The 25,745-nt window shown below is 60.9% G+C and carries 22 protein-coding genes and 4 tRNA genes; 8 read left to right on the forward strand and 18 right to left on the reverse strand.

The features are described 5' to 3' along the window. Positions 1-71 precede the first annotated feature (71 nt). The gene (locus ACN19L_RS11670; RefSeq protein ID WP_426489685.1) at positions 72-2,555 is read right to left on the reverse strand and encodes an AsmA-like C-terminal region-containing protein; all 2,484 of its coding nucleotides are present in this window, start codon (positions 2,553-2,555) and stop codon (positions 72-74) included. Between the two features lie 184 nt (positions 2,556-2,739). On the opposite strand from ACN19L_RS11670, the gene ACN19L_RS11675 reads away from it, so the two are divergent. Together ACN19L_RS11675 and ACN19L_RS11680 are read left to right on the forward strand one after the other, a co-directional pair. Continuing rightward, positions 2,740-2,814 (forward strand) — tRNA-Val (locus ACN19L_RS11675). Between the two features lie 26 nt (positions 2,815-2,840). Next, positions 2,841-2,915: transfer RNA gene (locus ACN19L_RS11680), tRNA-Val, on the forward strand. A 46-nt stretch (positions 2,916-2,961) separates the two neighbouring features. On the opposite strand, the gene ACN19L_RS11685 is transcribed toward ACN19L_RS11680, so the two are convergent. Continuing rightward, the gene (locus ACN19L_RS11685; RefSeq protein WP_426489686.1) at positions 2,962-4,248 is read right to left on the reverse strand and encodes a hypothetical protein; all 1,287 of its coding nucleotides are present in this window, start codon (positions 4,246-4,248) and stop codon (positions 2,962-2,964) included. Positions 4,249-4,314: 66 nt separating this feature from the next. Here ACN19L_RS11685 and ACN19L_RS11690 point away from each other — a divergent pair, with 66 nt between their 5' ends. Then, on the forward strand, positions 4,315-5,940 hold the full coding sequence (locus ACN19L_RS11690) for a hypothetical protein (RefSeq protein ID WP_426489687.1): 1,626 nt from the start codon (positions 4,315-4,317) through the stop codon (positions 5,938-5,940). 74 nt (positions 5,941-6,014) lie between these two features. Beyond that, the gene (locus ACN19L_RS11695; protein ID WP_426489688.1) at positions 6,015-7,187 is read left to right on the forward strand and encodes an N-acetyltransferase family protein; all 1,173 of its coding nucleotides are present in this window, start codon (positions 6,015-6,017) and stop codon (positions 7,185-7,187) included. Positions 7,188-7,457: 270 nt separating this feature from the next. On the opposite strand, the gene coaE is transcribed toward ACN19L_RS11695, so the two are convergent. The 8 genes from coaE to ACN19L_RS11735 form a co-directional block, all read right to left on the reverse strand. Next, positions 7,458-8,051, reverse strand: a complete 594-nt coding sequence (gene coaE, locus ACN19L_RS11700; protein ID WP_426489689.1) for a dephospho-CoA kinase — start codon at positions 8,049-8,051, stop codon at positions 7,458-7,460. 164 nt (positions 8,052-8,215) lie between these two features. Further along, positions 8,216-9,172 carry a hypothetical protein gene (locus tag ACN19L_RS11705; protein ID WP_426489690.1) on the reverse strand — a complete coding sequence of 319 codons (957 nt, stop codon included), beginning with the start codon at positions 9,170-9,172 and terminating at the stop codon, positions 8,216-8,218. A 167-nt stretch (positions 9,173-9,339) separates the two neighbouring features. Further along, on the reverse strand, positions 9,340-9,660 hold the full coding sequence (gene yajC / locus ACN19L_RS11710) for a preprotein translocase subunit YajC (RefSeq protein ID WP_426489691.1): 321 nt from the start codon (positions 9,658-9,660) through the stop codon (positions 9,340-9,342). A gap of 111 nt (positions 9,661-9,771) precedes the next feature. Further along, positions 9,772-10,299 (reverse strand): DUF1573 domain-containing protein, encoded by a 528-nt coding sequence (locus ACN19L_RS11715; RefSeq protein WP_426489692.1) that lies wholly within the window; start codon positions 10,297-10,299, stop codon positions 9,772-9,774. Positions 10,300-10,440: 141 nt separating this feature from the next. Continuing rightward, on the reverse strand, positions 10,441-11,445 hold the full coding sequence (locus ACN19L_RS11720; RefSeq protein WP_426489693.1) for an isocitrate/isopropylmalate dehydrogenase family protein: 1,005 nt from the start codon (positions 11,443-11,445) through the stop codon (positions 10,441-10,443). A gap of 218 nt (positions 11,446-11,663) precedes the next feature. After that, positions 11,664-11,975 carry a YtxH domain-containing protein gene (locus tag ACN19L_RS11725; protein WP_125420744.1) on the reverse strand — a complete coding sequence of 104 codons (312 nt, stop codon included), beginning with the start codon at positions 11,973-11,975 and terminating at the stop codon, positions 11,664-11,666. Positions 11,976-12,139: 164 nt separating this feature from the next. Further along, entirely contained in the window at positions 12,140-13,324 is a 1,185-nt protein-coding gene (gene nusB / locus ACN19L_RS11730) for a transcription antitermination factor NusB (protein WP_426489694.1), read from the reverse strand. 102 nt (positions 13,325-13,426) lie between these two features. After that, positions 13,427-14,518, reverse strand: a complete 1,092-nt coding sequence (locus tag ACN19L_RS11735) for a Glu/Leu/Phe/Val dehydrogenase dimerization domain-containing protein (protein ID WP_426489695.1) — start codon at positions 14,516-14,518, stop codon at positions 13,427-13,429. Positions 14,519-14,993: 475 nt separating this feature from the next. Here ACN19L_RS11735 and ACN19L_RS11740 point away from each other — a divergent pair, with 475 nt between their 5' ends. Then, entirely contained in the window at positions 14,994-16,778 is a 1,785-nt protein-coding gene (locus tag ACN19L_RS11740; RefSeq protein WP_426489696.1) for an ABC transporter ATP-binding protein, read from the forward strand. Positions 16,779-16,949: 171 nt separating this feature from the next. On the opposite strand, the gene ACN19L_RS11745 is transcribed toward ACN19L_RS11740, so the two are convergent. Together ACN19L_RS11745 and ACN19L_RS11750 are read right to left on the reverse strand one after the other, a co-directional pair. Then, positions 16,950-18,083 carry an NAD(P)/FAD-dependent oxidoreductase gene (locus ACN19L_RS11745; protein WP_426489697.1) on the reverse strand — a complete coding sequence of 378 codons (1,134 nt, stop codon included), beginning with the start codon at positions 18,081-18,083 and terminating at the stop codon, positions 16,950-16,952. A gap of 102 nt (positions 18,084-18,185) precedes the next feature. Continuing rightward, entirely contained in the window at positions 18,186-18,686 is a 501-nt protein-coding gene (locus tag ACN19L_RS11750) for a T9SS type A sorting domain-containing protein (protein ID WP_426489698.1), read from the reverse strand. Positions 18,687-18,981: 295 nt separating this feature from the next. Between ACN19L_RS11750 and ACN19L_RS11755 the strand changes: the two genes are divergently transcribed. From ACN19L_RS11755 to ACN19L_RS11765, 3 genes are all read left to right on the forward strand, one after another. Beyond that, positions 18,982-19,055 (forward strand) — tRNA-Pro (locus ACN19L_RS11755). 88 nt (positions 19,056-19,143) lie between these two features. Next, positions 19,144-19,217: transfer RNA gene (locus ACN19L_RS11760), tRNA-Pro, on the forward strand. 141 nt (positions 19,218-19,358) lie between these two features. Then, the gene (locus ACN19L_RS11765) at positions 19,359-20,063 is read left to right on the forward strand and encodes a hypothetical protein (RefSeq protein WP_426489699.1); all 705 of its coding nucleotides are present in this window, start codon (positions 19,359-19,361) and stop codon (positions 20,061-20,063) included. Between the two features lie 84 nt (positions 20,064-20,147). Here ACN19L_RS11765 and ACN19L_RS11770 read toward each other — a convergent pair whose 3' ends face one another. The 6 genes from ACN19L_RS11770 to ACN19L_RS11795 form a co-directional block, all read right to left on the reverse strand. Next, a complete protein-coding gene (locus ACN19L_RS11770) occupies positions 20,148-20,672 on the reverse strand; it encodes a hypothetical protein (protein WP_426489700.1) in 525 nt (174 codons plus the stop codon). An 89-nt stretch (positions 20,673-20,761) separates the two neighbouring features. Beyond that, a complete protein-coding gene (locus tag ACN19L_RS11775; protein WP_426489701.1) occupies positions 20,762-22,534 on the reverse strand; it encodes an ABC transporter ATP-binding protein in 1,773 nt (590 codons plus the stop codon). A 153-nt stretch (positions 22,535-22,687) separates the two neighbouring features. Then, positions 22,688-23,476, reverse strand: a complete 789-nt coding sequence (gene truA / locus ACN19L_RS11780) for a tRNA pseudouridine(38-40) synthase TruA (protein ID WP_426489702.1) — start codon at positions 23,474-23,476, stop codon at positions 22,688-22,690. A 31-nt stretch (positions 23,477-23,507) separates the two neighbouring features. Beyond that, a complete protein-coding gene (locus tag ACN19L_RS11785) occupies positions 23,508-23,882 on the reverse strand; it encodes a hypothetical protein (RefSeq protein ID WP_426489703.1) in 375 nt (124 codons plus the stop codon). Then, positions 23,879-24,418, reverse strand: coding sequence for a GNAT family N-acetyltransferase (locus ACN19L_RS11790; protein ID WP_426489704.1), 540 nt, complete (start codon positions 24,416-24,418; stop codon positions 23,879-23,881). Before ACN19L_RS11790 ends, ACN19L_RS11785 begins: the two co-directional genes overlap by 4 nt. A 104-nt stretch (positions 24,419-24,522) precedes the next feature. Next, complete coding sequence (locus ACN19L_RS11795; protein WP_426489705.1) at positions 24,523-25,722, reverse strand: thiolase family protein; 1,200 nt, start codon at positions 25,720-25,722, stop codon at positions 24,523-24,525. Positions 25,723-25,745 lie beyond the last annotated feature (23 nt).

Here is a 25,745-nt window from a genome sequence, read left to right on the forward strand (position 1 = left end):
TGGGATGTAATTCGCCCTTCTTAACGCACTGCCAGCAGTTGAGGTTGACCCGTGCATCGGATGTCCGGCTTTTAAAATTCGAAATACTCTCCTGCCTGGGGTTGAGCCGGTTTTTTTACCGGCTTTTTCAGTTCGAACGAGGGACGCCCAGCCGGCCGGGTACCGGGCGCGGGCTCCGGGGCCGCGGACGAAGCTGGCAGCGGCATACCGGCGGCTACCGGCGGCTCACGGAGCCGGTCCGGGGCCGTTTCGTACCGAACGGTAAACCGGTCTTCGGTTCCCTGAATGGCCAGGCGCAGACCCGGCCCATCGGCGCGGGCGGCGGCCCGGGGCAGCAGGCCCGGCAGCAGCGGAATCTGCACGTGGTAGTCCATCTGCTGATCGAAGGTGTGCGTGCCCGTCACCCGGATGAGGGAAGCCGCCCGCACGTTGGAGCGGATTTCCATTTGCGGAATATACACCGTGCGACTCTGCACATACAGGCTGTTGCGCAGCTCGGCAAAGCGCAGGTGGCGCAGCGTGGCCCGGTCGGCCACCAGGCTCAGCCGCTGCAACGGCTCAAAGCTGAGCAGCTGCCCGTTGTGGATGGTGGCGTGCACTTCGGCTTCCAGCCGCTCCGTCAGTGGCGTAAGGCGGCCGTCGAAGTACGTGTCCGACTCGGCAGTGGCCGTGAGCCGCCCACGCAGGTGGCGGGCCGTGAGGAACTGCTGCCCGAAATCCTCGAACACGTAAAACAAACTATCCAGCGGCAGCTGCTGGCAGCTGGCTACGGTGCTGGCTTTCAACAATGCCGGCCGGCGGGCATCTACCGTGCCCCGCACGCTTACCAGCCCCCCGGCGGCCCGCAACGCCACGCCTGCTGAGCTGAATACCTGCTTGCGAAGCCGCAGATTGCCGCGCAGCTCCCGGCCCCGCAGCCGCCGGAACCGCACGTGCCGCGCCTGAACCTGCAGATTGAGGGCCACGGTAGCCGGCACGTGCAGCCCTGCCGGTCCAGCACCCGTACCAGCGCCGGGGGCAGAGTTGCCCGCCGGCTGATATACATACAGCAATTGGTTGAACTCCAACAGGTTCGACGTCACGGCAGCCTCTACGCTGAGCGGCTGACCGGCGTGGCTGGCCCAGCCGGCCACGTTGCGCAAGGTGCCATTGGCCTGAAAATCAGAGCTACCCAGCCAGCCACGCACATTCTGCAAAGCCACATCGGCCCCGCGCAGTTGCAGTTGGCCGCTCAGCCCGGTGAAGGGCTGCCGGAAGTCGCGCAGGCGCAGACTCACGTTGCGGAACGTGAGCTGCCCCGTTGCCTGCCGGGCGGTGGGCCGCTGCCGGATTTCCTGCCACGGGCCCCTCAGCTGCAAGGCTATCTGGGCCGTTCCCCGCGCCGACTGCACTGCCGCCACTGGGAAAAACTGCACGGCCCGCGCCAGGTCCATATCAGCCCGGACATTCAGGACCAGCTGCGGATTCTGAAAGTTCTCCAGATGCAGCGCTCCGCTGAACGGCCGCCCCGCCAGTTGGCCGTGCACGTTTTGCAGGCTTAGCACCGCCGTCCGGGCCGAGCGGGTAGCTCCGTTGTCAAACGTACCCGTGAGGCTGACCTGCTCAACCGCCTGCCGGTATTGGGGGTGAAAGAACGACGCTTGCCGGCACCCAAACTGCATCTGCACAGCCGGCTGCCGCCTTCCAGACCACTCGCCGCGCACCGTACCCTCGAAATACACCTGCCCCCGGCTACGGTAGCCGGCCACCGCGCGCGTGAGCCGGGGCGGCAGCAGCGCCAGCACCGATTGTACATCGGCCCCGGTAGCCCGGCACCGTAGCTGCAATACTGGTGCGGCCTGGTACGCAATGGTGCCAGCCAGCTCATAGCGAGCTAGCCCGATACCAATAGAGGAAGGCTGAATGGTCAGCTGCTGCCGCGCCCGGTCAATACGGACGGTAGCCTGAAGCTGCACCTGTTTCTGCTGAAAGTAGTCGTCGGTGCCGAGCCGCACGGTGCGTACGAGGGTGGTGCCGGTGGCCGCCACGGTTACCACCGGGCCGATAATGGCTACCTCGGCCCGCACGCCGGGGGTATAAAGGGCTACCTGCTGCTGCCGGCCGGCGTCCTCGTACACCATCGTCACCCGCTCCAGCTGAATGCCTTCCAGTGCCAACGCAAATGGCGCATCGCCGGGCTTGGTAGCGGCCGAATCAGGGCAGAGGATGTGGTAATTGCCCATGCCTTGCCGGTTGCGCCGGATATGCACCCGCGCATCCGACAGGGTAATTTCCCGGATGCGGTACTGTCCGCTGAGCACATCCCAGGCATTGAAGGCGCAGTACAGCCGCTTCGCCCGCGCCAGCTGCACGGTATCCTGGGGTAAGGAACCCTGCATCCGCACGTCGTGCAGCGTTACGGAAAGGCGAGGAAACTGGTCCAGGGCCGATATTTCCAGGCGGCTGGCTTGCACAGGCACGCACAGGTAACGGTTGAGGCCCGTTACGAACAGCTGAATTACCGCATCCTGTCCCAGCCACAAGCCCAACCAGCCCAAGCTTAGCACGGCCAGCACCGTGAAACAGAAAATTTTCAGAAACCGACGCACGCTTTTCCTTCTGCTGAAATTTCTGATTGGCAGTTAGTTGCCGATAAACAAACGAACTACTGCAAAAAATCTTCAGCCAAAGATGGCAGAAAGAGTTGCGTTTTCGAAAACAGCCCCCCATATTTGCCATCCCAAACAGGACACGCCCATTGGGAGATTAGCTCAGCTGGTTCAGAGCATCTGCCTTACAAGCAGAGGGTCACTGGTTCGAACCCAGTATCTCCCACTTTTTTAGAGTACGCTTACCCCCTCGGGAGATTAGCTCAGCTGGTTCAGAGCATCTGCCTTACAAGCAGAGGGTCACTGGTTCGAACCCAGTATCTCCCACAAATTAAAGGACTGCCACAAGTGGCAGTCCTTTTTTGTTTTTCAGCTACTGCCGCGCCCGGTGGTGGCCGGGTAGCCAACCCAGCCGGCCAGCCACCAGCAGCGGAAACAGCAGCAGGGCCGGCTCGGCGAAGAACCGCCACCGGAACCCCACGAAAAACACCAGGCTCAGCAGCCACGCGGCCACCAGCGGCGTGAGCAGCAGCCCATCGGCGGCTTGGAAGCGCAGGCCCCGGTAGCCCAGCACCGTCAGCAGCAGGGCCGCACCGAAGGCCAGCAGCGTGAGGGCCGTAAAGGGGTTCCACGGGGTGCGGGGGGCATCGGCAATGAAGTTTTCGGGGGAGAAGAACAGCAGGGTTTTGCGCAGCAGCAGCCGGGCTTCCGCTCCGGGGTGCCCGGCCACCCACTGCCGGGCCAGCCGGGCCCGGGCCTGGCTTTCCTGGTACTGGTTCAGGGAATCGAGCTGCGGAATATGCCGGCGCACAAACCGGTCGAACGGGCCCTGCCGGTCGTCCCAGTCGAACATAAATCGGCCCTGGGTGACGCTGTTGTGGCCCTGCAGCAGCTCAAACCCGGCCTGGTTGCTGAGCGTGTAGGCCCCAAACATGCGGTAGTTTTTCAGGAAGATGGGCGCGTGCGCCGCTACCAGGGCCAGCAGCAGCCCTAGGCTGAGGGCCCAGGCAGCCACGCGCTGCCGGGCCGATTGCCGCGTCATCAGCCCCAGCCACACGGCAACCAACAGCCCGTACACCGCCAGCAGGTAGCCCCGCAACAGGCACGAGAGTACCACCGCCCCGGTGATGAGCAGAGCATCGGGCCAGCGCAGGGGCCGGCCGCCGTGCAGGCGCAGCAGCTTGTACACCACCAGTAGCAGCAGGGGCAGGGCCAGGTTTTCAAACCACCAGAACGCCCCAATGTAGTACACCACCCCCGGCGACACGGCCCAAAGCAACGCCCCCAGCCAGCCCACCTCCGGCTGCAGCCCCAGGTACTGCAAGGTGCGCTGCACGTACAGCCCGCCCACCAGATACAGTCCCGCGGCGGCGGCGTACACCAGCAGCGTAAGGTAGTGCCGCGGCAGCCCGGCCCGGCTCCAGCCCACGTACACGAACACCGGGAAGCTGGCGTGGAAGGCATCGGGCCGGAGTTGCTGGCGCTCGGGGTCCAGGCTCACGTAGCCGCGGCCGGCCAGGTAGTTATCGGCAATGCGGCCGTTACGGCGCTCATCGTAGTTCCACTCCAGGCCGGGATTCAGGCCCAAATTGAGCGCCAGCCGAAGCATCAGCAGCAAAGCGGCCACCGGCCATACGTATCGAGGAATGGAGCGCAGCACGAGCAGCGGGGTAAGGTTGCGGATGAATTGCCGAATTTAGCGGCGTTTCCTGAGCATACGACGCCGATGGGCTTTTTCCCCACCTTGTGGCGCCCCCGCCGGTTCAGCTGGATGGTGGGCGCATTTTTTGGATTGCTGACGCTGCTGGGCGTGGCCCTGTACCGCGACTATGGCGTAGGCTGGGATGAGCAGTTGGACCGGCTCAACGGCATCATCAACGCCAAGTACGTAGCCCTGCAGCTAGCCCCCGAGCTGGCCCGCCGCCAAGCTACCTTCGCCCAGATACCCGATATGCGCGACAACCAGGACGCCGACCACGGGGTACTGTACCAGCTGCCGCTGGTGGTGCTGGAAAAGGTGGTGGGCGTGGAGGACTCGCGGGACGTGTATTTTTTCCGACACCTGGTTATCTGGCTTACCTGCGTGGCGGGCACCTACGTGGTGTACCGGGTGGCGGCCCGCTACCTGGGCAGCCGGCCCTGGGGGCTGCTGGTGGCCGGGGCGCTGGTCCTGTCGCCGAGGCTGTTTGCCGAGTCGTTCTACAACTACAAGGACGTGGTGTTCATCGGTTTTTTCGCGTTGGGCATTGGCACGCTGTGGTGGTGGTTGCGGCGGCCGGGCTGGGGGCGGGCCGCCGTGCACGGTGCCGTCGTGGGGGCGGCCATTGATGTGCGTACTATGGCGGTGCTGCTGGTGGGCTTCACGGTGGGCTTTGCCGTGCTGGAAGGCTGGGCCCGGCCCGCCATCCGGCGGCAACTGTTCGGTAGCTTTCTGCTGCTGGTGCCGGTGCTGGCGGTGGTTATCGTGATGGGGTGGCCGTATCTGTGGGAAGCCCCGGTGCAGCACTTCGTAGCCGCCTTCACCAGCTTCAGCCGCTACCGGGCCGATATGCTAACGGTGTATCTGGGCCAGGAACAATCGGTGCGGGACCTGCCCTGGCACTACCTGCCCGTGTGGATGCTGGTCACGACGCCCCTGCCCTACGTAGCCCTGCTGCTGGCCGGCCTGGCCGTGGTGGGCCGGCAGGCCATGCGGGGCCTGAGCACCTGGCTGCATACTACCGCCGGCCGACAGGATGCCCTGGTACTGGCGTGGCTGCTGGGGCCGCTGGTAGCCATTGTGGTGCTGCGCTCGGTGGTGTACGATGGGTGGCGACACGTGTACTTCGTGTATCCGGCGCTGCTGCTGCTGGCTGGCCGGGGCGCACAGGCGTTGTGGCGCGACTGGCATGCTACCTCGCGCCCGGCCCTGCGCCGGGGGGGCTACGGGGCCGTGGCGGTGCTTGCTCTGGGCCTGGGCCACACGCTGCTGCGCATGGTGCTCGACCACCCCTACCAGAACATGTATTTCAGCTTCCTGCCGGGCCCGGTGGCGGAGCGCCTGTTTGAGCGCGACTACTGGGGCCTGTCGGGGCGGGAGGGCGTGGAGTGGATACTGGCCCACGACTCCAGCGCCGTGGTGCCGGTGGCTACCGAGCCCCGCACCGCCCTGATGCTGCACAACGCCCAGCTGCTGCTGCCTCCCGCCCAACGGGCCCGGCTGCGCATGGTACCGGTGGCCCAGGCCCGGTATTTCCTCACCACCTACCGCTGGCACCCCGGCCCCTACCCCGACTCCGTGGGCCGGCCCGTGTACGTTCGGCGGGTAAATGGCCTTACCTTGCTGTCGGTGCTACGCCGACCCACGCGGTAACGCTGGCCGCCACGGCTAGCCTTTTCTTTTCCGGCCTGAGCGGCTCTTGTTCCGCCTTTCTGATACTCAGCCTCATGCCCCTGCTCGAAGTAACTTCTCCCGCGCTGGCCCGACAGTTTCTGGACCTGCCCGCCCGCCTCTACCAGAATCAACCCCAGTGGATTTCACCCCTCGACCACGAAATTGAGGCGGTGTTCGACCCAAAGAAGAACCCCAACTTTGCCCACGGCGAGGCCATCCGGTGGGTGCTGACCGATGCGGCCGGTACGGTTATCGGCCGGGTGGCGGCGTTCATCAACCGCCACACGCCCCAGACTGACCCCACCCAGCCGGTGGGCGGCATGGGCTTTTTTGAGTGCATCGACGATCAAGCGGCAGCCAACGACCTGTTTGAAGCCTGCCGCCGGTGGCTGGCCGAACGGGGTATGGCGGCCATGGACGGGCCCATCAACTTTGGCGAGCGAGACCGGTTCTGGGGCCTGCTCACCGATGGCTTCACCGAGCCCAACTACGGCATGTTCTACCACCAGCCCTACTACCAGCGGCTGTTTGAGGCGTACGGGTTTCAGCTCTATTTCAAGCAGTACACCTGTTACCGGGAGGTGGCCACGCCCCTGCACCCGGCCTTCGATAAGGCGGCGGAGCGCTACGCCCGGGAGCACCCCGAGTTCAGCTTCCGCCACGCCAACAAGCGCGACACTGAGAAGCTGGCCCGCGACTTTCACCACGTGTACAACCTGGCCTGGGCCAACCACAGCGGCGTAAATCCCATGAGCTTGGATAAGGCCCGCGACCTGGTGAAGCAGATGAAGCCTGTGTTGGACGAGCGGATTCTGTGGTTTGCCTACGCCGGCGAGGAGCCGGTGGCCTTCTTTGTGAGCCTGCCCGAGCTCAACCAGATTTTCAAGCACGTGGGCCGCAACTTCAACCTGTGGGGTAAGCTGCGTTTCCTGTGGGAGAAGCGTAAGTACGAGCAGCGCACTGATAAGAAGCTGTTCGGGGTGATTTTCGGGGTGGTACCGGCCTGGCAGGGCAAGGGCGTGGAAAGTGCCCTGATGGTGCACGCCCGCCAGGAGTTTCTGCGGGCAGGCTACGCCGATATCGAAATGAACTGGATTGGCGACTTCAACCCCCGCATGCTGGCCCTCACCCGGTCCATCGGGGCGCGCATCTACAAAACCCACGTCACCTACCGCTACCAGTTCGACCGCACCCGCCCCTTCGAGCGGAGCCCCATTATTCGGTAGCAATACGGTCATTGCGAGGAGGCACGACGAAGCAATCCGTCCTTTTCAGCGTGACAAGCCTTAAATAACTGCTAAACCATCATCATTCGGTCGTATAGGTACTTCTAGCGCCCGAAATAATACCAGCCCCCAAGAATGCTTTTCGACACGCAAAAGCCCCGGTCGTTTCGCACGTCCGGGGCTTTTGAGTAGGTCAACGTTCCGCGCACAGAAAAGGAAGGATTAGCTGCGCTGTCCTTCGGGTGCTTCGGCTCTGCCTCGCAATGACCGCTACGCCCGGAACCCCGCATCCAGCCGCAATACCTGCGGGATGAGCAGGTGCGCGTCGTCGTTGTGGACGACGTGCTGGGCGCGAGTCATTTTTTCCTCTTCGCTAAGCTGTTTGCCGATGATGTTCTGCACATCATCGGGGGTGCGGTGCGGGTCGCGGCGCAGCACGCGGGCCTGGCGCAGGGCCTGGGGGGCAAACACGGTAATCACCTCATCGAGCTGCTGGTACGCGCCCGATTCGTAGAGCAGGGCGGCTTCCTTGAGTACGTAGGCGTGGCCCTCGGCCCGGCGGGCAGCGGCCCACTGGGCAAAGTCGCGGCCCACGTGGGGGTGCACCAGGGCGTTGAGGCGGGCCAGCTGGACCGGGTCGGGAAAGGCCACGCGGGCCAGGTACGTGCGGTTAAGCTGGCCCTCGGCAGTGAAGGTTTCGGGGCCGAAGGCGGCCGTCAGCTCGTCGCGCAGCTGCGCATCGTGGGCCATTACCCACTTGGCCCGGGCGTCCGAATCGTACACCGGCACGCCCAGCACCTGAAACAGGCGGCACACTACGCTTTTACCCGAGCCGATTCCGCCCGTAATTCCAATCAGCCGCATGTTTTGTTAAGAGTTGAGTTATGAATGATGCGTTATTAAGCAGGGCATAAGCCTATTATACGGACACTTAGCAGGCAAGAAAGTAGAAAGAATGGTGTAGCGTTGCTAGGTACGCCAACGCGGCACCCCTATTTCATCATTCAGCACTCATCACTCAACTCTCCTTACTCGCTGTGCACCCGTACACCGCGCGTAAGTACAAGGTAGCCGCGGGCCTGGGCGGGCTTCTCGGCCAGGAAGGGTCGCAGGCTGGAATCCTGATTGATGAACTGCCCGAAATGCAGCTGCACCCGCACCTGCTGAGGCCGGAACCCCACCGTGTCTTCCGGAAAAAACTGCAGCCGCACGCGCACTCTGGCCGGCGAAAAACGGTACGCGCGGCCCGGCGGCGCATCCAGCAGCTCGGGCACCACCTCCACGGGCACCGTTATCATGGGCCGGCGCAGCAGCCGCACCCGCACGTCCTGCACGTTGGTTTGGACCAGCTCGGGCCCACCAATGGGCACCCGAATATCCCCGGTGCTGGAACCGGCCGGGGCCTGGGGCAGGTGCACCGGATACGGGCTGGGCAAGGTGCTGATTTTGCTTTCCGGCCCCCGAAACACCACCTGCGCGGGCTCGAAACGGGCATCGTAGGGCAGGGCCAGACCGTTGGTGGCCGGGCTCAGACACAGGGGCAACCGGCGGCTCACCAGCCGGTCCAGTTCCACCCACAGGGTATCGGAGAGCAGGTAGTTGAACTGTAGGCCTTCCATGGCCTGCTGCAGGGCCGGCCGCAGGGTGCGCGCCGTGAGGTAACGGGTGGCGGCGGGCGTGCTCAGCGTCAGCTCGGCGGGCTTCACGTCCAGCAGCAGCTGGCGGCGCAGCAGCTTCCAGCCCCGGCCGGTTACATTTACCGGTACCTCAGTGGGCAACGGTTGCACCGGAATAAACCGGCTTTCATCGTAACGCCAGGCCAGCGGATAGGTAATGCGGGTGGTGTACGTTTTGTTGAGGGCATTAAGCAGCCAGAAGGTGCTGGCAATCAGAAAGCACGCCGTAACAGCCCGCCAATAGCTCCGCTCCTGCCCGAAAAACGGGTCTACGAACCAGCGCAGCCAACGGGTAGGAACAGATGACACAGCAACAGACAGCTTGGTGAGTTGCCGGCAAGGTACTAACCCAGCGGTTAAAGAACGAGTACCCCGGAGCACGGCTTCGGCCTCGCTGCAAAAGGCGGGTAGCCCCGCGCGCGGGCCGGAGCCGCGCTCCGGGGTACTCGTTCTGGGGGCCGGCTAAGCAGGGTTGCTTAGCTGGCAGGCGTAGGGTTTTTGCCCGCCACTTCGCGGGAAATGGCCGAGCGGTCGAAGCGCAGGCGCACGCCTTTATCTACTTCCACCGTCACGGTTTCTTCGCTCAGGTCCACCACTTTGCCGTGCAGGCCTCCAATGGTTACCACGTTGGCCCCTTTGGCCAGAGCGGCCCGAAACTTCTTGGCATCCGCAGCTTTGCGCTGCTGGGGCCGGATCATGAAGAAGTACATCACCACCACCATTCCCACAATGGGCAAGTAGCTGATCAGACTGCTGGTGGGGGCGGGAGCCGCCTGCAGAAATAAGGTTGCGAGCATGAGCTACAAATTCAGGAAAGAACGAAAAAAAAAGAAAGAGCCGACGAGTTGGGGCCAACCGGTTTGCCCAGCCGTGCCTCACCCCGCCAGCTCCTTTCCCGCATACGTCGTTTAACGGGTCGGGCCGTTCTGACCGTCGCCGAGAATGTTGGTCTTAATTACCACTTTGGTAATGCTGGGCTGGGTGTTGGCCTGAATGGCTACCTCCTTGTTCTGGATGCCCATCTTACCGTGCGAGTCGAACTGCACGTCAATGGTGCCTTTGGCGCCGGGGGCAATGGGCTCCTTGGTCCAGTTAGGCGTGGTGCAGCCGCAACTGGCCGTAGCATTCTCAATCAGCAGCGGCGACTTGCCAGTGTTCGTGAACTCAAAGGTGTGCTTTACTACCTCACCTTGCTTGATGTCACCGAAGTCGTGCTCCGCTACGGCGAAGGTCATTACCGGGGCGTTCGGGTTCGGGGCCTCCGTTTCGTTGGTCACGTTGGGGTTGTCAACGGTGGGGTTGGCAGCAGCCTCGTTGGCGGTGGCGGCCGCGGCGTTCATGCCCTCAGCGCCCACCTCGGCAGTTTTGTTGTTGTTGCAGGCCCCCAGCAGCAGCGCGCCGGAAAGCAGAACGGCAGAAAACAGCGTACGTTTCATAAGAATCAGGAAAAGAAGCCCGTCGGTAGTCTTCAGGGCGTTAAAGGTAATATGATGAGCGTTGAATTATGAATGCTGAGGGCTGAATTATGGTTCGCTCCACTTCAGCACTCATCTCTCACAACTCAACTCTCATACAAACTACTTGCCCAGGTTGTCGATGATGGCTTGGGCAAACTCCGAGGTGGAAGCCGAGCCGCCCAGGTCGCCGGTGCACTTGGCTTTGTCCTGCAGCGTCAGCTCCAGGGCTTTCTCAATTTTATCGGCCTGCTCATGCTCGCCAATGTGGTGCAGCATCATCAGGGCCGACCGAAGCAACGCAGTGGGGTTGGCTTTGCCCTGGCCGGCAATGTCGGGGGCCGAGCCGTGCACGGCCTCAAAAATGGCCATGTCGTCGCCAATGTTGGCACCCGCTACCACCCCCAGGCCGCCTACCAGGCCGGCGCACAGGTCGGAGAGGATGTCGCCGAACAGGTTGGTGGTCACAATCACGTCAAACTGCTCGGGCTTGCCCACCAGCTGCATGCACATGTTGTCGATAATTTTCTCCTCGTACTGAATCTGGGGAAACTCGCGGGCGGCCTCCTGAGCGGCATCCAGCATGATTTTGCCGGGCACTTTCAGGATGTTGGCTTTGTGAGCCAGCGTTACCTTTTTGCGGCCGTGCTTGGCGGCGTAGGCAAACGCCGCGCGGCAGATATTGCGGGCACCCTTCACGGTTACGCGGGCAATAGAGTCGCCAATGCCATTCTGCTCATCCCAGATTTCCAGACCGGCGTACAGCCCCTCGGTGTTTTCGCGGAATAGCACCAAATCGATACCCTCATAGCGGGTTTTGATGCCGGCCGTGGTTTTGCTGGGGCGCACGTTCTGATACAGGTCGTACTTCTGACGCAGCGTGACGTTGATGCTGCGGAAGCCCTTGCCCACGGGCGTGGTGATGGGGCCTTTCAGGGCCACTTTGTTTTTCTCCAGCGACGTGAGCAGAGCCTGCGGAATCAACTCGCCCGATTGGTCGAAGGTGGTCTGGCCTGCGTTCTGTTCTTCCCACTGCACGGGCACCTGGGCCGCCGCGAAAATATCGGTTACTGCTTTCGTGATTTCGGGGCCGATGCCGTCGCCGGGGATGAGCGTGATGAGATGCATGCTATTGAGTTGGGTTAATGGGCAAGAGGAAGGCGAGCCGGGCAGCGGAGGAGAGCAGCTCGCGGGGGCACTAGGCGGGGCGGACCGCAACAACCGGCCCAATCCCACAATTTTGCACAAAGGTACCGCCTACCGGCGGGTGCTGAAAATGAAAATGTGCGAACGGGCCCCGATAGTTCAGGAGCACATTCGCACATTCGCACATTTCCCACATCTGGCTATACCGTTTTGCGGGAGTTAATCTGATTGATGAGCTGGTCCACGTCGCCGAGCAGCTGTTCGGCCTTACTCTTGGCGTCCTGAATCACACGCTGGCCCTCGCTCTTGGCGGAACTGGGCCCCTGATCGGCGCGGCTGGTCACCAGGTTCTCGGTGAGGTCGGCCAGGGTTTCGCGGTATTTCTCCAGCTGATAGCTCAGCCAGCTGCGGGTTTCGCGGCCCTTTTCGGGCGCGTACAGAAGTCCGATTACGGCCCCGGTGAGGGCGCCGCCGGCGAAGCACAGAATGCCGGTGGTGGTTTTGCTACTCATATTTCTTGCTCTAGAAGTGAGTACAGGTGGATGATGACGTGAGAATTGGGAGTACCCAATACTACGCAAAAAAGCGCCGGAAGATATAGGTTAGCTGGTAGCTATTGGCTGCTGGCCGTTAACCAAGCTAATAGCCAGCAGCTAACAGCCAATAGCTAAACATACTACTGGTTATCCAGCAGCCCGCGGCCCGATTTGCGGATGGCCCCGCTGGCCGTTAGGTCCTGAGCCAGCTTGTCCAGAATACCGTTTACGAACTGCTTGCTCTTGGGCGTGCTGTACATCTTGCTGATTTCGATGTACTCGTTGATGGTCACTTTCACCGGAATAGCCCGGAACAGGTGCATCTCGCAGAGGGCCATCTTCAGCAGAATCTTGTCGGTAAGGGCCACGCGCTCCACGTCCCAGTTCTGCACCGATTCGGCAATCAGCTGCTCGTACTTCTCGTCGTCGGCCAGGGTTTGCTGGTAGAGGCTTTCGGCAAACTCCTTGTCTTCCTGCCAGTTGGCCGACAGGGACATGAGTACCAGGTTTTCGTCGGCGGCCTCATCAAGCATCTTCACCGTCTTGATTACCAGGTTTTTCACCACGGCGCGGTTTTCCTCCCAGTTCAGGTCGTCCTCCTCAATGTAGGCCGGCAGGCTCTCACCCTTGAACACGTAGGTTTTGTAGAGGTGCTTGAGGATTTCCTGATCTTCCTCGTAGCTGCCAGCGGGAGCAGCCAGGTAGCTCAGCAGCTCCGGGTCCTGCTTCATCTCGTTGCGCCAGGCGGTGCGCAGAGCCTCCAGCTCGTCTTCCCCGTGCCAGCGCATAGCGCGGCGGATAGTGAGGTCCTGCAACTGCAGATTGCCGATGAGCTTTTCGATGGCCTTGTTCTCCAGCAGGCGCGTGGCGTCCAGCAAAGGCTCCTTAGCGGCCGTGAGGCGGCGGGAGTCGCGCACCCGCTCCTCCTCAATCACCTGCAACAGCGCCTCGGGGATGTTGAGCAAATGAATGTACTGGTTATGAATGCTTTCGGCCGCGTACACCATCTGACCGGCGTAGTAGGTAGCATCCTTAGCCGTGGCTTTCTGGTAGTAGTTGATGGCGTCCTTCACCGCGTCGTTTACGTCGGTGTCATCGGTGGCTTCCGGCTGCTCACCGGTTTTGTGCCACTCCTTGAAAATGAGCTCGGCCATTTTGCGCTGGCCCTGCAACAGCTTGCGGTCCTGGGGCTCCGGCGAGTTCAAATCGGGCGCGAAGGCATCCGCAATCCGGTCAATGGCGAGTAGAAAATCGGACCCAACAGCCTGATGATAGGCGTATAGGGCTTGCATGACCTTGATGCGGAGCGTGCGACGGTTGAGCATTCTTTCGAAAGTGAATGAGTAAATGAGTGAATGAGTGATGTAATGAGTGGATGATGTGCCGGAAGCCCCTTCCACTCATTCACTCATTCGCTCATTCACCGTTTAGTATGTTGATTTAACCTTGCCGATGGCGGCAATGCGCTCCTCGGCCTGGCGGGTAGCGGCGGCCTGGGGGTGGCTGCCTTCCTGCTCGGCCTTCTGGAGCACCTGGGTAGTGATGTCGTAGATGCGCTCCGTCTGGGTCATCACCGACTGGCGGTTGCCACCCTGTACTTCGGAGCACACGTTGATGAGGCCGCCGGCGTTGATGAGGAAGTCGGGGGCGTAGATGATGCCGCGGCGCACTAGCTCGGGGCCGTGCACGTCTTCGTTGGCCAGCTGGTTGTTGGCGCAGCCGGCTACTACCCGGGCTTTCAGGCGGGCAATGGTGTCGTCGTTGAGGGTGGCCCCCAGGGCGCAGGGCGAGTAGATGTCCACGTCCTGGTCGTAGATTTCATCCAGGCCCACCATGCGGGCGTTGAAGCGGGCGGCGGCTTCCAGGGCGCGGTCTTCGTAGTAGTCGCAGAGCACCAGCTGGGCACCTTCCTTCTGCAGGTATTCCATCAGGTAGGTACCCACGTGGCCCACGCCCTGCACGGCAATGCGCTTGCCAGCCAATGAGTCGGAGCCGAAGGCTTTGTTAGCGGCAGCCTTCATGCCCATATAAGTGCCGTAGGCCGTTACCGGCGAGGGGTCACCGCTGCCGCCCATGCTCTCGGGCAGGCCCGATACGTGCTTGGTTTCCATGCGGATGTACTCCATGTCCTTGGTGGTCATGTTCACATCCTCGGCCGTGATGTACTTGCCGTTGAGGTTCTGCACGAAGCGGCCGAACTTGCGCAGCAGGGCCTCCGTCTTCATGGTTTTGGCGTCGCCGATGATGACGGCTTTGCCCCCACCCAGGTTCAGGCCCGAAATGGCGGCTTTGTAGGTCATACCGCGGCTCAGGCGCAGCACGTCGTTCAGGGCTTCGGCCTCGGAGGTGTAGTGCCACATGCGGGTACCGCCCAGGGCCGGCCCCAGCACGGTATTGTGAATGCCAATGATGGCCTTCAGTCCGGTTTCGTGGTCGTGGCAGAATACTACCTGCTCATGCTGGTGCTCGGCAATTTGCCCAAAGACCGACGTTTCGGTCAGCACGTTCGTTTCTACCATTGCTGTTGGGGGTGGAAAAAGAGGTGGGTGGGGTGGTTGTTGTACCTTTGGGCGGCGCTTCGGTGGCGGCAGGTGCCGGGTGCTTCGTTAAACGAATGGCAACGCCTCGAGGCTGTTTTCCCGTCGTTCAATGAAACCCACAGCTCCTGCTCCGGTCGGAGTGCTTTCCGCAATGCGGGTGCAAAAATACGCCGATTTTCGGATTTCAGCCATTCACGGGGTGTCTTTCCGGCGGTTTAGACGTTTGGCTGCTAAGTTGTTAACCCCCGCTTTTTCGGCTTACGCAAACCGTTTAGCAGTCTTTTAACTTTCTACTACCCAATCTGCTAGTTTTTATCCGGCCCCGTTGAAAATATGGTAAAAGAGTACCCTTGACTGCTTTGCTTTCTCCCGGAAGCGCAACCGTGCTTCCGGACTTCTTGCCTGACAACCCTACCCTTGCTGGCTGCGTCTTTTCACTTTCTCTCTTTCCATCGTGCGCGCACTTTCCGCTACCAATAAATATCTGCTCCGCTATAAGTGGCACTTCCTTGGGGGCGTACTGTTTGTAGCTCTGAGCACGCTGCTGGCCATTTTCCCGGCCCAGATTGTGCGCTACGCGTTTGATCTGGTGGGCGAGGGTATCGACCTGTACCACCTCTACGCCGGCACCCGGGCCCAAAGCCAAGTGTATGAGCTGTTCGGGCGCAACGTGTTGCTGTACGGGGTGCTCATTCTGGTGATGGCCCTGCTGCGCGGTATCTTCCTGTTCTTCATGCGCCAGACGCTCATTGTGATGAGCCGGCACGTGGAAAACGACCAGAAAAACGAAATCTACCAGCACTACCAGAGCCTGCCGCTGAGCTTCTACCGCCGCCACAGCACCGGTGATTTGATGTCCCGGATTTCGGAGGACGTGGGGCGGGTGCGCATGTACATCGGGCCGGCGCTCATGTACTTTATGCAGCTGGTCATTCTATTCCTGCTCATCGTGCCGCTCATGTTCATGGTGAACGTGAAGCTGACGCTGTACACCCTGCTGCCGCTGCCCATCCTGAGCGTGAGCATCTTCTACGTAAACAACCTCATCGAGAAGAAGTCCGACGAGATTCAACGCTCTTTGGCCGGCATGACCACGTTTGTGCAGGAGGCGTTTTCGGGCATCCGCGTGATTAAGTCGTTTGTGCGGGAGGAAGACTCGCGCCAGCAGTTTGCGGTGGCCTCCGAAGAATACAAGCAGAAAAGCCTGAGCCTGAACTTTGTCAACTCGCTGTTTTTTCCGCTGATTCTGTTCCTGATTGGCCTGAGCACCATCATCACCGTCTGGATTGGCGGGCAGGAAGTTATCCGGGGCACCATCACCACGGGCAGCATTGCCGAATTCCTGATTTACGTAAACCTGCTTACCTGGCCCGTTACGGCCTTGGGCTGGACCAGCTCCCTGGTGCAGCGGGCCGAGGCCTCGCAGGCCCGCATCAACGAGTTCCTGCACCAGCAAACCGATATCGTGTCGCGCCGCAACCTGGAGCTGGACATTCAGGGCGACATCGTGTTCGACCACGTGTCGTTCACCTACCCCGATACCGGCATTCAGGCTTTGCGCGACGTGTCGTTCCGCATCCGGCCGGGCCAGACGCTGGCCGTCATCGGCAACACCGGCTCGGGCAAAAGCACCGTGGCGGCCCTGCTCTCCCGCCTCTACGACGTAACCGAAGGCAGCATTCGGGTGGACGGCGAGGACGTGCGCGACCTGTCGCTGCGCACCCTGCGCGGGCAGATTGGCTACGTGCCCCAGGATGTGTTCCTGTTTTCCGACACCATTCGCAACAACATCAACTTCGGGCTGGATGAGCCCGACGAGGCCCGCATGCTGCAGGCCGCCAAGGATGCCAACGTGTACGAAAACATCCTGCGCTTCCCTCAAGGCTTCGATACCAAGGTGGGCGAGCGGGGCATTACGCTGTCGGGGGGCCAGAAGCAGCGCGTGAGCATTGCCCGCGCCCTAGTGAAAGAGCCCAAAATCCTCATCCTCGACGACGCTCTCTCGGCCGTGGATACCAACACCGAAAACGCCATTCTGGGGGCGCTGCAGCGCATTATGCACAACCGTACCAGCCTCATCATCAGCCACCGGGTCAGCTCGGTGAAGCTGGCCGATGAAATCCTGGTGCTCGACGACGGCCAGATTGTGCAGCACGGCACCCACGAAGCCCTCATGCAGGACCCCAACGGCCTCTACCGCGCATTGTACGAGCGGCAGCTCCAGAGCGAGGAAGCGTAGCCGTCGTTGCCAGGAGGCACGACGAAACAATCCTTCCTTTTCGCAACGCACACCGCTGACTTACTCAAAAGCCCCTGACACCAGTACGGACGTCAGGGGCTTTCTGCTATTCGGGGCTTGGTGCTCCGTGAAGGACAGATTGCTTCGGCTGCGCCTCGCAATGACGGGAAATCAATTACTCATTAGTTGCGCGGCTTGCCAGCCGCTGCCGGCACCCATGGCCACGCCCATGCCGTTGCAGCGCACCGCCACGAACAGTCCCGGCTGCACCTGCTGGATAATCGGTTCCAGTTCCTGCCCGAAGGCCATTACACCACTCCACCGGTAGTCGATGCGGGGGCGGCGGCCGGGCACGATGACGTCGTGCAGTAGCTGCTCCAGGTACTGCTGCACCCGCGGGGTGAGGCCGGGCTCGGTGGTTTCCTCAGCCTGAAAATCGAGGTTGCGGCCGCCGCCCAGCAGCACCCGCTCGCCCACCTGCCGGAAGTAGGTATAGCCTTTATCGTAATGGAAGGTACCGGGCAGGTGCAGGCCGGGAATAGGCTCCGTTACCAGCACCTGCCCGCGGCCGGGCACCACATCCAGCGCCGGCAGCAACTGCTGGCTGAAGGCGTTGGTAGCCACCAGCACTTGCCCGGCCGTTAGCTCCAGCCCGCTCAGCTGCACCCGCACGCCACTGGCTCCCCCCTCCACGCCCAGTACCGGACAGCCGTGCAGCACCATTACACCCGCAGCCCAGGCGCGCCGCAGCAGGGCCTGCATCATCCGGCCGGTATCAAGGCTGCCTTCAGCGTTGTTTTCCAACATTACCGTGGCACCACCCAGGCCCAAGGCCGGTAGTTGGGCCGAGGCGTTGCGGAAAATAGTCTGCCGCCCGACAACGGGGGCCAGCAGTTCATTGTAGTAAGCTATTTGCTCCCGGCAGGCGGCGGCCAGCTCCGCTTCGGCAGCCCGAAACAGCTCGTATCCGCCCTCGGGCCGGTAGCCGATGGCCTCGTCGCCGAGCAGCTCCCGCAGGCGGCGCAGGCCCTCCCAGCGGGCCTGCACCACGCGCAGCAAATCGTGGGGGCCGCCGCGGGCTTCCTGCTCGCGCAGCTCCGAAATGCTCCCAAAGCAGGCAAACCCCGCATTCTTGGTACTGGCTCCGTTAGGCAGCGTATCCCGTTCCAGCACCAGGACCCGGGCCGCGGGCCGCAGCTGCCGGGTATAAATGGCCGCCGTGAGCCCCACCAGCCCCGCCCCAATTATTACCACCTCCGCGCCTTGCAGAAACGTTTGGTGCTCCCAGTACGACAGGTTATTCATGCGTAGTGCCCTATTCTAAATGGCAGCCGGAAGTTCGGGCAAAGCAAAAGCCCCGCAAATAAAATTGCGGGGCCTTTGCAAAGACAATGGCGGAGCCAGTGCTTACTGACCCACCATCACGCGCTTGAGGCCGCGCCGCTCCCCGGAAGTGCACTGTACGATGTAGGAACCGGCGGGCAGATTGCTCACATCCAGCACTGCCGCGGCATCCCCCGAAATCAGGTCCCGGGTCAGCACGGGGCGACCATCGGTGCCGTTGAGCTCCACGCGGGTGGGGCCGGTGGCATCGGTACGCACCGTGAGGCGCTTAGTAAGCGGGTTGGTCTCAGCCCGCACTTTCAGGGCGTTAGTATTGGGTGTGGGGTCCGCCATCTTATCTGTGATGAGGGCTGGAGCGGCCACCGCAACTACCGAAGCGGGAGCGGCATCGGCAACTGGCTTGGGGGCCGGGGCTGCTACTGGTTTGGCAGCCGGAGCAGCAGGTTTAGCAGCGGAGGTAGCCGGTTTAGCAGCCGGCTTGGCGGCGGCCTTGGTTTGTGCCTGCGCAAATTGCCCGGTCAGGAGCAGTGCCAGCAGGCAGCCCAGCAAAGTAGAAGTTTTCATACGCGTTCCTATCAGATTACGTGAACGATACGGGTAGACGAAGATACGAAACTATACCCCCATATCGGATTGGTCGAGCGTAAAGTGTGCGACGAGTACCTGTGACAATAAACGCGCCAGAGTAATTTTTTATTTCGGGCGGGCTGTTTTCCTACGTTTCCAACGTGCACATTCTGAAACAACTACCGCCCATTGGCCCGGCAGCAACGCGACCAGCCAACGCAAAAAGCAGAAAAAAACACCCGCAGAGTTGCGTAGATATCATTTAGCGGGTTACATTTGCATCACAATTCCTCGGGGTGTAGCGTAGCCTGGTATCGCGCCAGCATGGGGTGCTGGAGGTCGTAGGTTCGAATCCTGCCACTCCGACCGAAGAGTTTATCTGATCGAAAAGCCTCTGGGAACCCCACCCGGAGGCTTTTTTCGACAGAACAGTACGAGTACCCGATTTTTCCTTCGGGGTGTAGCGCAGCCCGGTAGCGCGCGTCGTTCGGGACGACGAGGCCGTAGGTTCGAATCCTGCCACCCCGACTCTGGTACTCTCTCCTTTAAAAAGCCCGCTGAACTCCGGTTCGGCGGGCTTTTTTGCTTTGCTATATATTGTTGGTCTGATTTATGCTAAAAAAGTTCCATTGACCATCCTTTTTTTATTCACTCTTCTAATTCACCCCTATGAATCGTTTTTGGTTACTTGCTACCAGCCTCATCCTGTTGACTTTAGCAGCCGAAGCACAAATTACAAAGGGTACCAGGCTGCTGGGTGGTAGCGTGGGATACAACCAATCCAAAAATACGTCGACATCTCGCAACCCAACATTTCCGGCAACGCAGCCTGAATACGAGCAGGCTAACCGTTCTTTCAACGTAAGCCCACGGGTGGGTATATTTATAGCTGATAATCTGGCCGCCGGTCTTTCTATTGGCTATTCTTCCCAGAAAGCCACGGCACCTTATTACGACTATTATTCCAGCGGTAACCCTGTAACTTACCAGCGGATCGACCGCAGTAATACATTATATGCCGCTCCCTTCCTCCGCTATTACTACCTGCCTACAGCTACGTTTGGCGTATACGGGCAACTCACGGCCAGCTACGGAATGGGCAAGAATACATCGGAAAATTCGGCTCCTAACCAGTCAAAAAACGAAGCAAAAAATTCCGGTTTCGGGATTGGCATCAGCCCGGCCTTGGTATTTTTCCCAATAGATAAGTTGGGGTTGGAACTGGCGTTTGGTGGAATTGGCTACGAACGCAATACCGTGAAAACAGATGCGGCTCGGAACCAGCTAGAAGGAAAAACTACTTCCTCCCGCTTCGGCGCTAATTTTGGCTTGGATCAGCTAAGCCTAGGGGCCTCTTATTATTTTGGCCGATAACGCCTCTGCCCCCCATCAACCAGAGCGCCCGCCCGGATATATATTCTGGGCGGGCGCTCTGGTTGATGGGGGGGTTGGAAGTGGTTACTTCACTACGGCCAGTACTTCCGGCTCGCTTTGCTCCGGAAAATGCTCCAGGTACACGTGCTGCAAGGTGAGTTTCTGCGCTTCGGCGGCATCTTTCACGCCGGTGTAGAGCTTGTCGGGGGCAATGAGGTAGCTGGCCTGAATACGGGCATGCAGCACGCGCTGGCCCGCTGGGAAGGTGCGGTACTGGTAGCCGGCGGGCAACTGCTGGGAAGTGGTATCGGCCACGAGCACGCCCACGAACACCCGGGCTGAGTCGCGGGAGCTTTCGGGGCTGTTGTAGAAGATATTGCCGAAGTCGCCGCGCAGCTTACCGGCTTTGCGCAGGTTATAGGCCTCCCGGGTCAGGTCGCCAAAGGCTTCGTCCTGGGCCGGGCCTTCGTAGTAGCGGCCAGCCAGATAGTAGGGCTTGGCAGTAGTTTCGAGGGTTACGGTTGCCGCTTTAAATCCGCCCATACGCCAATACGCCACAGCAAAGCCAGCGGTAAGGAGCAGGGCCAGGGCCAGGAAAATCTTGTTCATTCTAGGGGAAGAAGTAAGGAGGCGGGTGGTTTTTTCGGTTAGGAGATGCAAAGAAACAATAGAACGTCGTGCTGGCTGTTCTCCCTGACCTATTGCAGCACATCCTTGTACTGCATCTGGTAGAGCGTGGCGTAGAAGCCCTGGTGGCGCAGCAGCTCCTCATGGGTACCGGCTTCCTTGATTTCGCCCCGGTCAAGCACGATGATCTGGTCGGCTTTCTGGATGGTGCTCAGGCGGTGGGCAATGACAAGGCTGGTGCGGCCCTGCATCAACTTCTCAATAGCCTGCTGAATCAGCTCCTCGGTTTCACTATCCACCGACGAGGTGGCCTCGTCCAGGATGATGATGCGGGGCTGGTACACCATGGCCCGCACGAAGCTGATAAGCTGGCGCTGCCCCACGGAAAGCGTGGCTCCGCGCTCCATCACCTGGTAATCGAGGCCGCCGGGCAGGCGCTCGATAAAGCGGCGGGCTCCCACTAGGTCGGCGGCGGCCCAGATCTGCTCGTCGCTAATGTCCTGCTTGCCCAGGGTGATGTTGTCCCGAATAGCCCCGGCGAACAGAAACACATCCTGGAGCACCACCCCGATGTGGCGGCGCAGGTCCTTGAGGTCGTACTCGCGCAGGTCGTGACCGTCGATGCGGATGGTACCCCGGTTGATTTCGTAGAAGCGGCTGAGCAGGTTGATGATGCTGGTTTTGCCGGCCCCGGTAGCGCCCACGAAGGCAAACGTCTGGCCGGCCTTCACCGAGAAGTTTACGTCGCGCAGCACCCATTCCTCGTCGTTGTAGGCAAACCACACGTGGTCGAAGTCCACGTCGCCACGCAGGTCGGCGGGGGCGTAGGTGCCGTTGTCGGCAATGAGCTCCTTACTATCCAGCAGCTTCAGCAGGCGCTCCGTGCTTACCAGGCCCAGCTGCAGAGTATTGAACCGGTCGGCAATCTGGCGGATGGGCCGGAAAAACAGCGCGTTGTACATGATGAAGGCAATGAGCGCGCCCTTCGAGATGGTACCCTCAATCTGCCCCTGGGCGGCGTACCACACCAGCAGGCCCACGCCGGCGGCGGCCAGCACCTCGGCCACCGGGAAATAGATGCTGTAGTAGAGCACCGAGCGGATGTTGGCGCGGGTGTGCTCCTGGTTGATGGCCTTAAACTTGCGCAGCTCCCGCTCCTCGTTGTTGAAAATCTGCACCACGTTCATGCCCGTGAGGTGCTCCTGTACAAAGGAGTTGAGGTTGGCTACGGCCGTGCGCACCTCCTGAAACGACTTCTTCACCTTCTCCTTGAACACGTAGGTGCTGAACAGCAACGGCGGAATCACCGAGAGGCTGATGAGCGTCAGTCGCCAATCAATGTAGAACATGAACGACACGATGAACAGCAGTTGCAGAATGTCGCCAATCATGGCCGCCAGCCCCTCGCTGAACACGTCGGAGAGGGTTTCCACGTCGGAGATGTTGCGCGTTACGAGCTGACCGATGGGTGTCTTGTCGAAGAACTTGAGGCGCAGGTCGAGGATGTGTTTGTACAAGTCCACCCGGATGTCGCGCACAATGTACTGGCCCAGCCAGCCCCCGAAGTAGGTTTGCAGGTAGCTGACAATGGCGTGGGCCACCAGCAGCACCAGCAGCAGCCCAAACATGCGGTTAAGCCCCTGCCAGTCGCCCTGCTCAATGGTCACGTCCACCATCCGCTGAATCAGGAAGGGCCGCAGGGTGCCCAGCACGGCAGTGGCAATGGTGAGGAAAATCAGAAAGTAAAATACCCGCTGATAAGGCCGCACATACACCATCAGCCGCCGCAGCACCTGCCAGTCGAAGATATTGCCGCTTTTGGGGGCGGTAGTTGCTTGCTCCATTTCGGTTGTTGGGTGGTAATGGTTAGAAGGTAACCGGCAGATGGGAGAAAAGTAGCGCGCAGCTCCGCTTCGCTCGTGCGCGAAGCGAGTAGCAGGTGTGTGGTTCTCCCACGTGGGAACTCGCTCCGCTCGTGCGCGAAGCGGAGCTGCGCGCTACCTGGCGAAGTACGGCAAACCAGTGGGCAGCGCTGCATCAGCCAAGATTTCAGCTGGGTATTCGACGCGGCACAGGAACAGCCCGTTGGCCAGGGCCGCGCCGCCGGCGTACACGCGGTTGAGGCTGCGGAATATTTCTCCGAACTCCCGGGGGCTCATTTTGCCCCGGCCCACGCTCAGGAGCGTGCCCACCACCAGCCGCACCATGCCCCGCACAAAACGGTTGGCCCGGATGCGGAACACCAGCCCGCCCGGCTCCGCGTGCCAGCCCGCCTCGAAACAGGTGCAGTTGTAGTGCTTCTCGGCCCCTTTCACTTTGGAAAACGTGGTGAAGTCGTGGGTACCAAGCAACATAGCCGCGGCCTCGTTCATGGCCGCTACGTCGGGGGCCCGGTCAAGGTAAAGGCTAAAGTTGGCAGCAAACGGGTCGGGGGTGAGGCGTACGTGGTACTCGTAGGTGCGGGCCGTGGCGCTGAACCGGGCGTGGGCCTCGGGTGGCACCGGGTGCAGCACCTGGCAGCGGATACCCACCGGCAAGGCCCGGTTGAGGCGGTAGAGCAGCGTGGCTTCGTCGAGCCCCGGGGGCAGGTCGGCATCAAAATGCGCTACCTGGTGACTGGCGTGCACGCCCGAGTCGGTGCGGCCGCTGCCCAGGCAGTACACCGGCTGCCGCAGCACCTGCGAGAGGCAGCGGTCCAGCTCCTGCTGCACGGTAATCACGCCCGGCTGAATCTGCCAGCCGTGAAACGCGGTGCCATCATAGGCCAGGTGAAGAAAATAGCGCATTGTTAAGCTTGAGAATTCGGAAAGCTTATATCTAATGACATTTATTCACAATCAGCGTGTCTCGTACTATGAACTCGTATTTATTTTTTTTCAAAAAATAAATACCCCTGACTTTGATATAATTACTATCACACACTCCTATGATCTTGACATAAAAATAAGCGGTATCACCTTCGTTCATATCAGATTTACTGTAGGAAAGTTCCTGCCCTCTGTTCTCTGCTAAATTCTCCATTACAGCGGCATTATTCTCTATATCGTCACGAATAGAAAACAGAAAATCGGGTGTAACAGAATATCCGTAAGCCAATACAACTATTACGCCTATTACTATAATTGATATAATAGTAATTAATAGCGCAGTATGTATTTTTCTTAAAACGGATAAATAATCTTCCAGCCTCATACCACCAGCGCGTAGAGCAGGGAATCCAGCATCTGGCCGTCTTTCACGATGCTGCGGAGCATACGGGCTTCTAGCTCGTAACCGGCTTTTTCGAGCACGCGGCCGGAAGCGGGGTTGGTGGCGAAGACGGCCGCGTAGAGCCGGCACACGTCAAAATTAGCCAGCACATAAGCACTGAGCGTACGTACGGCCTCCGTGACGATGCCCCGCCCCCAGCAGGCCGGCGTGAGCCAGTAGCCGATTTCGGCGGAGCGGCGGCGCACATCCGACTTGAAGTGTACCCCAATGCCACCCACGGCTTCCCCATCTACCTCAATGGCCAGAAACAGGTCCCGGGAGCTATCCGCCACCAGGCTTAGAAAAAATTCCGCGTCCTGGGGCGTGTAGGGATGCGGGAATGTGTCGCGCAGGTTGCGGGCAATCCGCTCGTCGTTGGCGTGGCGGGCCAGGGCGGCAGCATCCGAAAAGCGCCAGGGCCGCAGCCGCGCTCCGGCCACTGGCAGGGCAAGCGTCGGGGTCAGCAGGGAGTCGGCCATTAGGTGAATGCGGGAAATGGGGTGACAAAGCGGTGAATGTGAAAAATGGGGTGGGGTGACGTTGAGCATCCCACCCCATTTTTCACATTCATCACATTGTCAACTTACATCTTTTCGTAAATCACGGCGGCACCCTGTCCGACGCCCACGCACATGGTGGCCAGGCCGTAGCGTACTCCTTCGCGGCGCTGCATCTCGTGGAGCAGCGTGGCCGAGATGCGCGAGCCGCTGGCTCCCAGCGGGTGGCCAATGGCAATGGAGCCACCGTTCACGTTCACTTTAGCGGGGTCCAGGTCCAGGTCGCGCATGCAGGCAATGCTCTGGGCGGCGAAGGCCTCGTTCAGCTCAATCAGGTCCATATCCTGCAGGGTGAGGCCGGCGCGCTGCAGCACTTTCTGAGTGGCGGGCACCGGACCGATGCCCATAAACGCGGGGTCAACGCCGGCTACGGCCGAAGCCACCACCCGGGCCATCGGCTTCAGGTTATAGCGCGTGAGAGCCTCCTCGCTCACCAGCAGCAGCGCGGCGGCACCGTCGTTGATGCCGGCCGAGTTGCCGGCCGTTACGGTGCCATCTACCTGGAAAGCCGGCTTCAGCGTAGCCAGCTTTTCGAGGCTGGACAGGCGGGGCGGCTCGTCCTGGTCGAACAGCGCCGTGTTGCCTTTGGGCTGCGGAATGAATACCGGCACAATTTCCTTGCGGAAGCGGCCTTTCTCGAAGGCCCGCTGGTATTTGCGCTGGCTCTCAAAGGCAAACTGGTCCTGCTCCTCCCGGGTGATACCGTAGCGGCGAGCCACATTCTCGGCGGTTTCGCCCATGGCGTAGGGGTGGTGCAGCTTGGAGAGCTTGGGATTCACGAAGCGCCAGCCCAGGGTGGTGTCGTGGGCGGTGAAGTCGCGGGCGAAGGCCGTGGCCGACTTGGCCATTACGAAGGGCGCGCGCGTCATGCTCTCGGCCCCGCCGGCCAGGTACACGTCGCCTTCCCCGGCCCGGATGGCCCGGGAAGCATCCATGATGCTTTGCAGGCCGGAGGCGCAGAGGCGGTTGACGGTGTTGCCGGGCACCGTAATGGGCAGGCCGGCCAGCAGCGCCGCCATGCGGGCCACGTTGCGGTTGTCCTCGCCGGCCTGGTTGGCGGCCCCGATAATGACGTCCTCAATGGCGGCTTTATCCAGGGAAGGGTTGCGGCGCAGCAGCTCCCGGAGCACGTGGGCGGCCATATCATCGGGGCGGACGCTGCTCAGCTCGCCGCCAAATTTACCAATGGGGGTGCGGACGGCGTCCACAATGTATGCAGTTGGCATCGGGTTAAATGCGTTATTCCGGT

This window comes from Hymenobacter sp. 102 (genome assembly GCF_049949205.1).
In the GTDB taxonomy this organism is placed as follows: Bacteria; Bacteroidota; Bacteroidia; order Cytophagales; family Hymenobacteraceae; genus Hymenobacter.

Bases quoted from the DNA above. Each gene is read 5' to 3' on its own strand.
- ACN19L_RS11690 (WP_426489687.1), top strand. From the start codon at position 4,315: ATGGGCTTTTTCCCCACCTTGTGGCGCCCCCGCCGGTTCAGCTGGATG.
- ACN19L_RS11695 (WP_426489688.1), top strand. From the start codon at position 6,015: ATGCCCCTGCTCGAAGTAACTTCTCCCGCGCTGGCCCGACAGTTTCTG.
- coaE (WP_426489689.1), bottom strand. From the start codon at position 8,051: ATGCGGCTGATTGGAATTACGGGCGGAATCGGCTCGGGTAAAAGCGTA.
- yajC (WP_426489691.1), bottom strand. From the start codon at position 9,660: ATGCTCGCAACCTTATTTCTGCAGGCGGCTCCCGCCCCCACCAGCAGT.
- ACN19L_RS11715 (WP_426489692.1), bottom strand. From the start codon at position 10,299: ATGAAACGTACGCTGTTTTCTGCCGTTCTGCTTTCCGGCGCGCTGCTG.
- ACN19L_RS11720 (WP_426489693.1), bottom strand. From the start codon at position 11,445: ATGCATCTCATCACGCTCATCCCCGGCGACGGCATCGGCCCCGAAATC.
- ACN19L_RS11725 (WP_125420744.1), bottom strand. From the start codon at position 11,975: ATGAGTAGCAAAACCACCACCGGCATTCTGTGCTTCGCCGGCGGCGCC.
- nusB (WP_426489694.1), bottom strand. From the start codon at position 13,324: ATGCTCAACCGTCGCACGCTCCGCATCAAGGTCATGCAAGCCCTATAC.
- ACN19L_RS11735 (WP_426489695.1), bottom strand. From the start codon at position 14,518: ATGGTAGAAACGAACGTGCTGACCGAAACGTCGGTCTTTGGGCAAATT.
- ACN19L_RS11745 (WP_426489697.1), bottom strand. From the start codon at position 18,083: ATGAATAACCTGTCGTACTGGGAGCACCAAACGTTTCTGCAAGGCGCG.
- ACN19L_RS11750 (WP_426489698.1), bottom strand. From the start codon at position 18,686: ATGAAAACTTCTACTTTGCTGGGCTGCCTGCTGGCACTGCTCCTGACC.
- ACN19L_RS11765 (WP_426489699.1), top strand. From the start codon at position 19,359: ATGAATCGTTTTTGGTTACTTGCTACCAGCCTCATCCTGTTGACTTTA.
- ACN19L_RS11770 (WP_426489700.1), bottom strand. From the start codon at position 20,672: ATGAACAAGATTTTCCTGGCCCTGGCCCTGCTCCTTACCGCTGGCTTT.
- ACN19L_RS11775 (WP_426489701.1), bottom strand. From the start codon at position 22,534: ATGGAGCAAGCAACTACCGCCCCCAAAAGCGGCAATATCTTCGACTGG.
- truA (WP_426489702.1), bottom strand. From the start codon at position 23,476: ATGCGCTATTTTCTTCACCTGGCCTATGATGGCACCGCGTTTCACGGC.
- ACN19L_RS11785 (WP_426489703.1), bottom strand. From the start codon at position 23,882: ATGAGGCTGGAAGATTATTTATCCGTTTTAAGAAAAATACATACTGCG.
- ACN19L_RS11790 (WP_426489704.1), bottom strand. From the start codon at position 24,418: ATGGCCGACTCCCTGCTGACCCCGACGCTTGCCCTGCCAGTGGCCGGA.
- ACN19L_RS11795 (WP_426489705.1), bottom strand. From the start codon at position 25,722: ATGCCAACTGCATACATTGTGGACGCCGTCCGCACCCCCATTGGTAAA.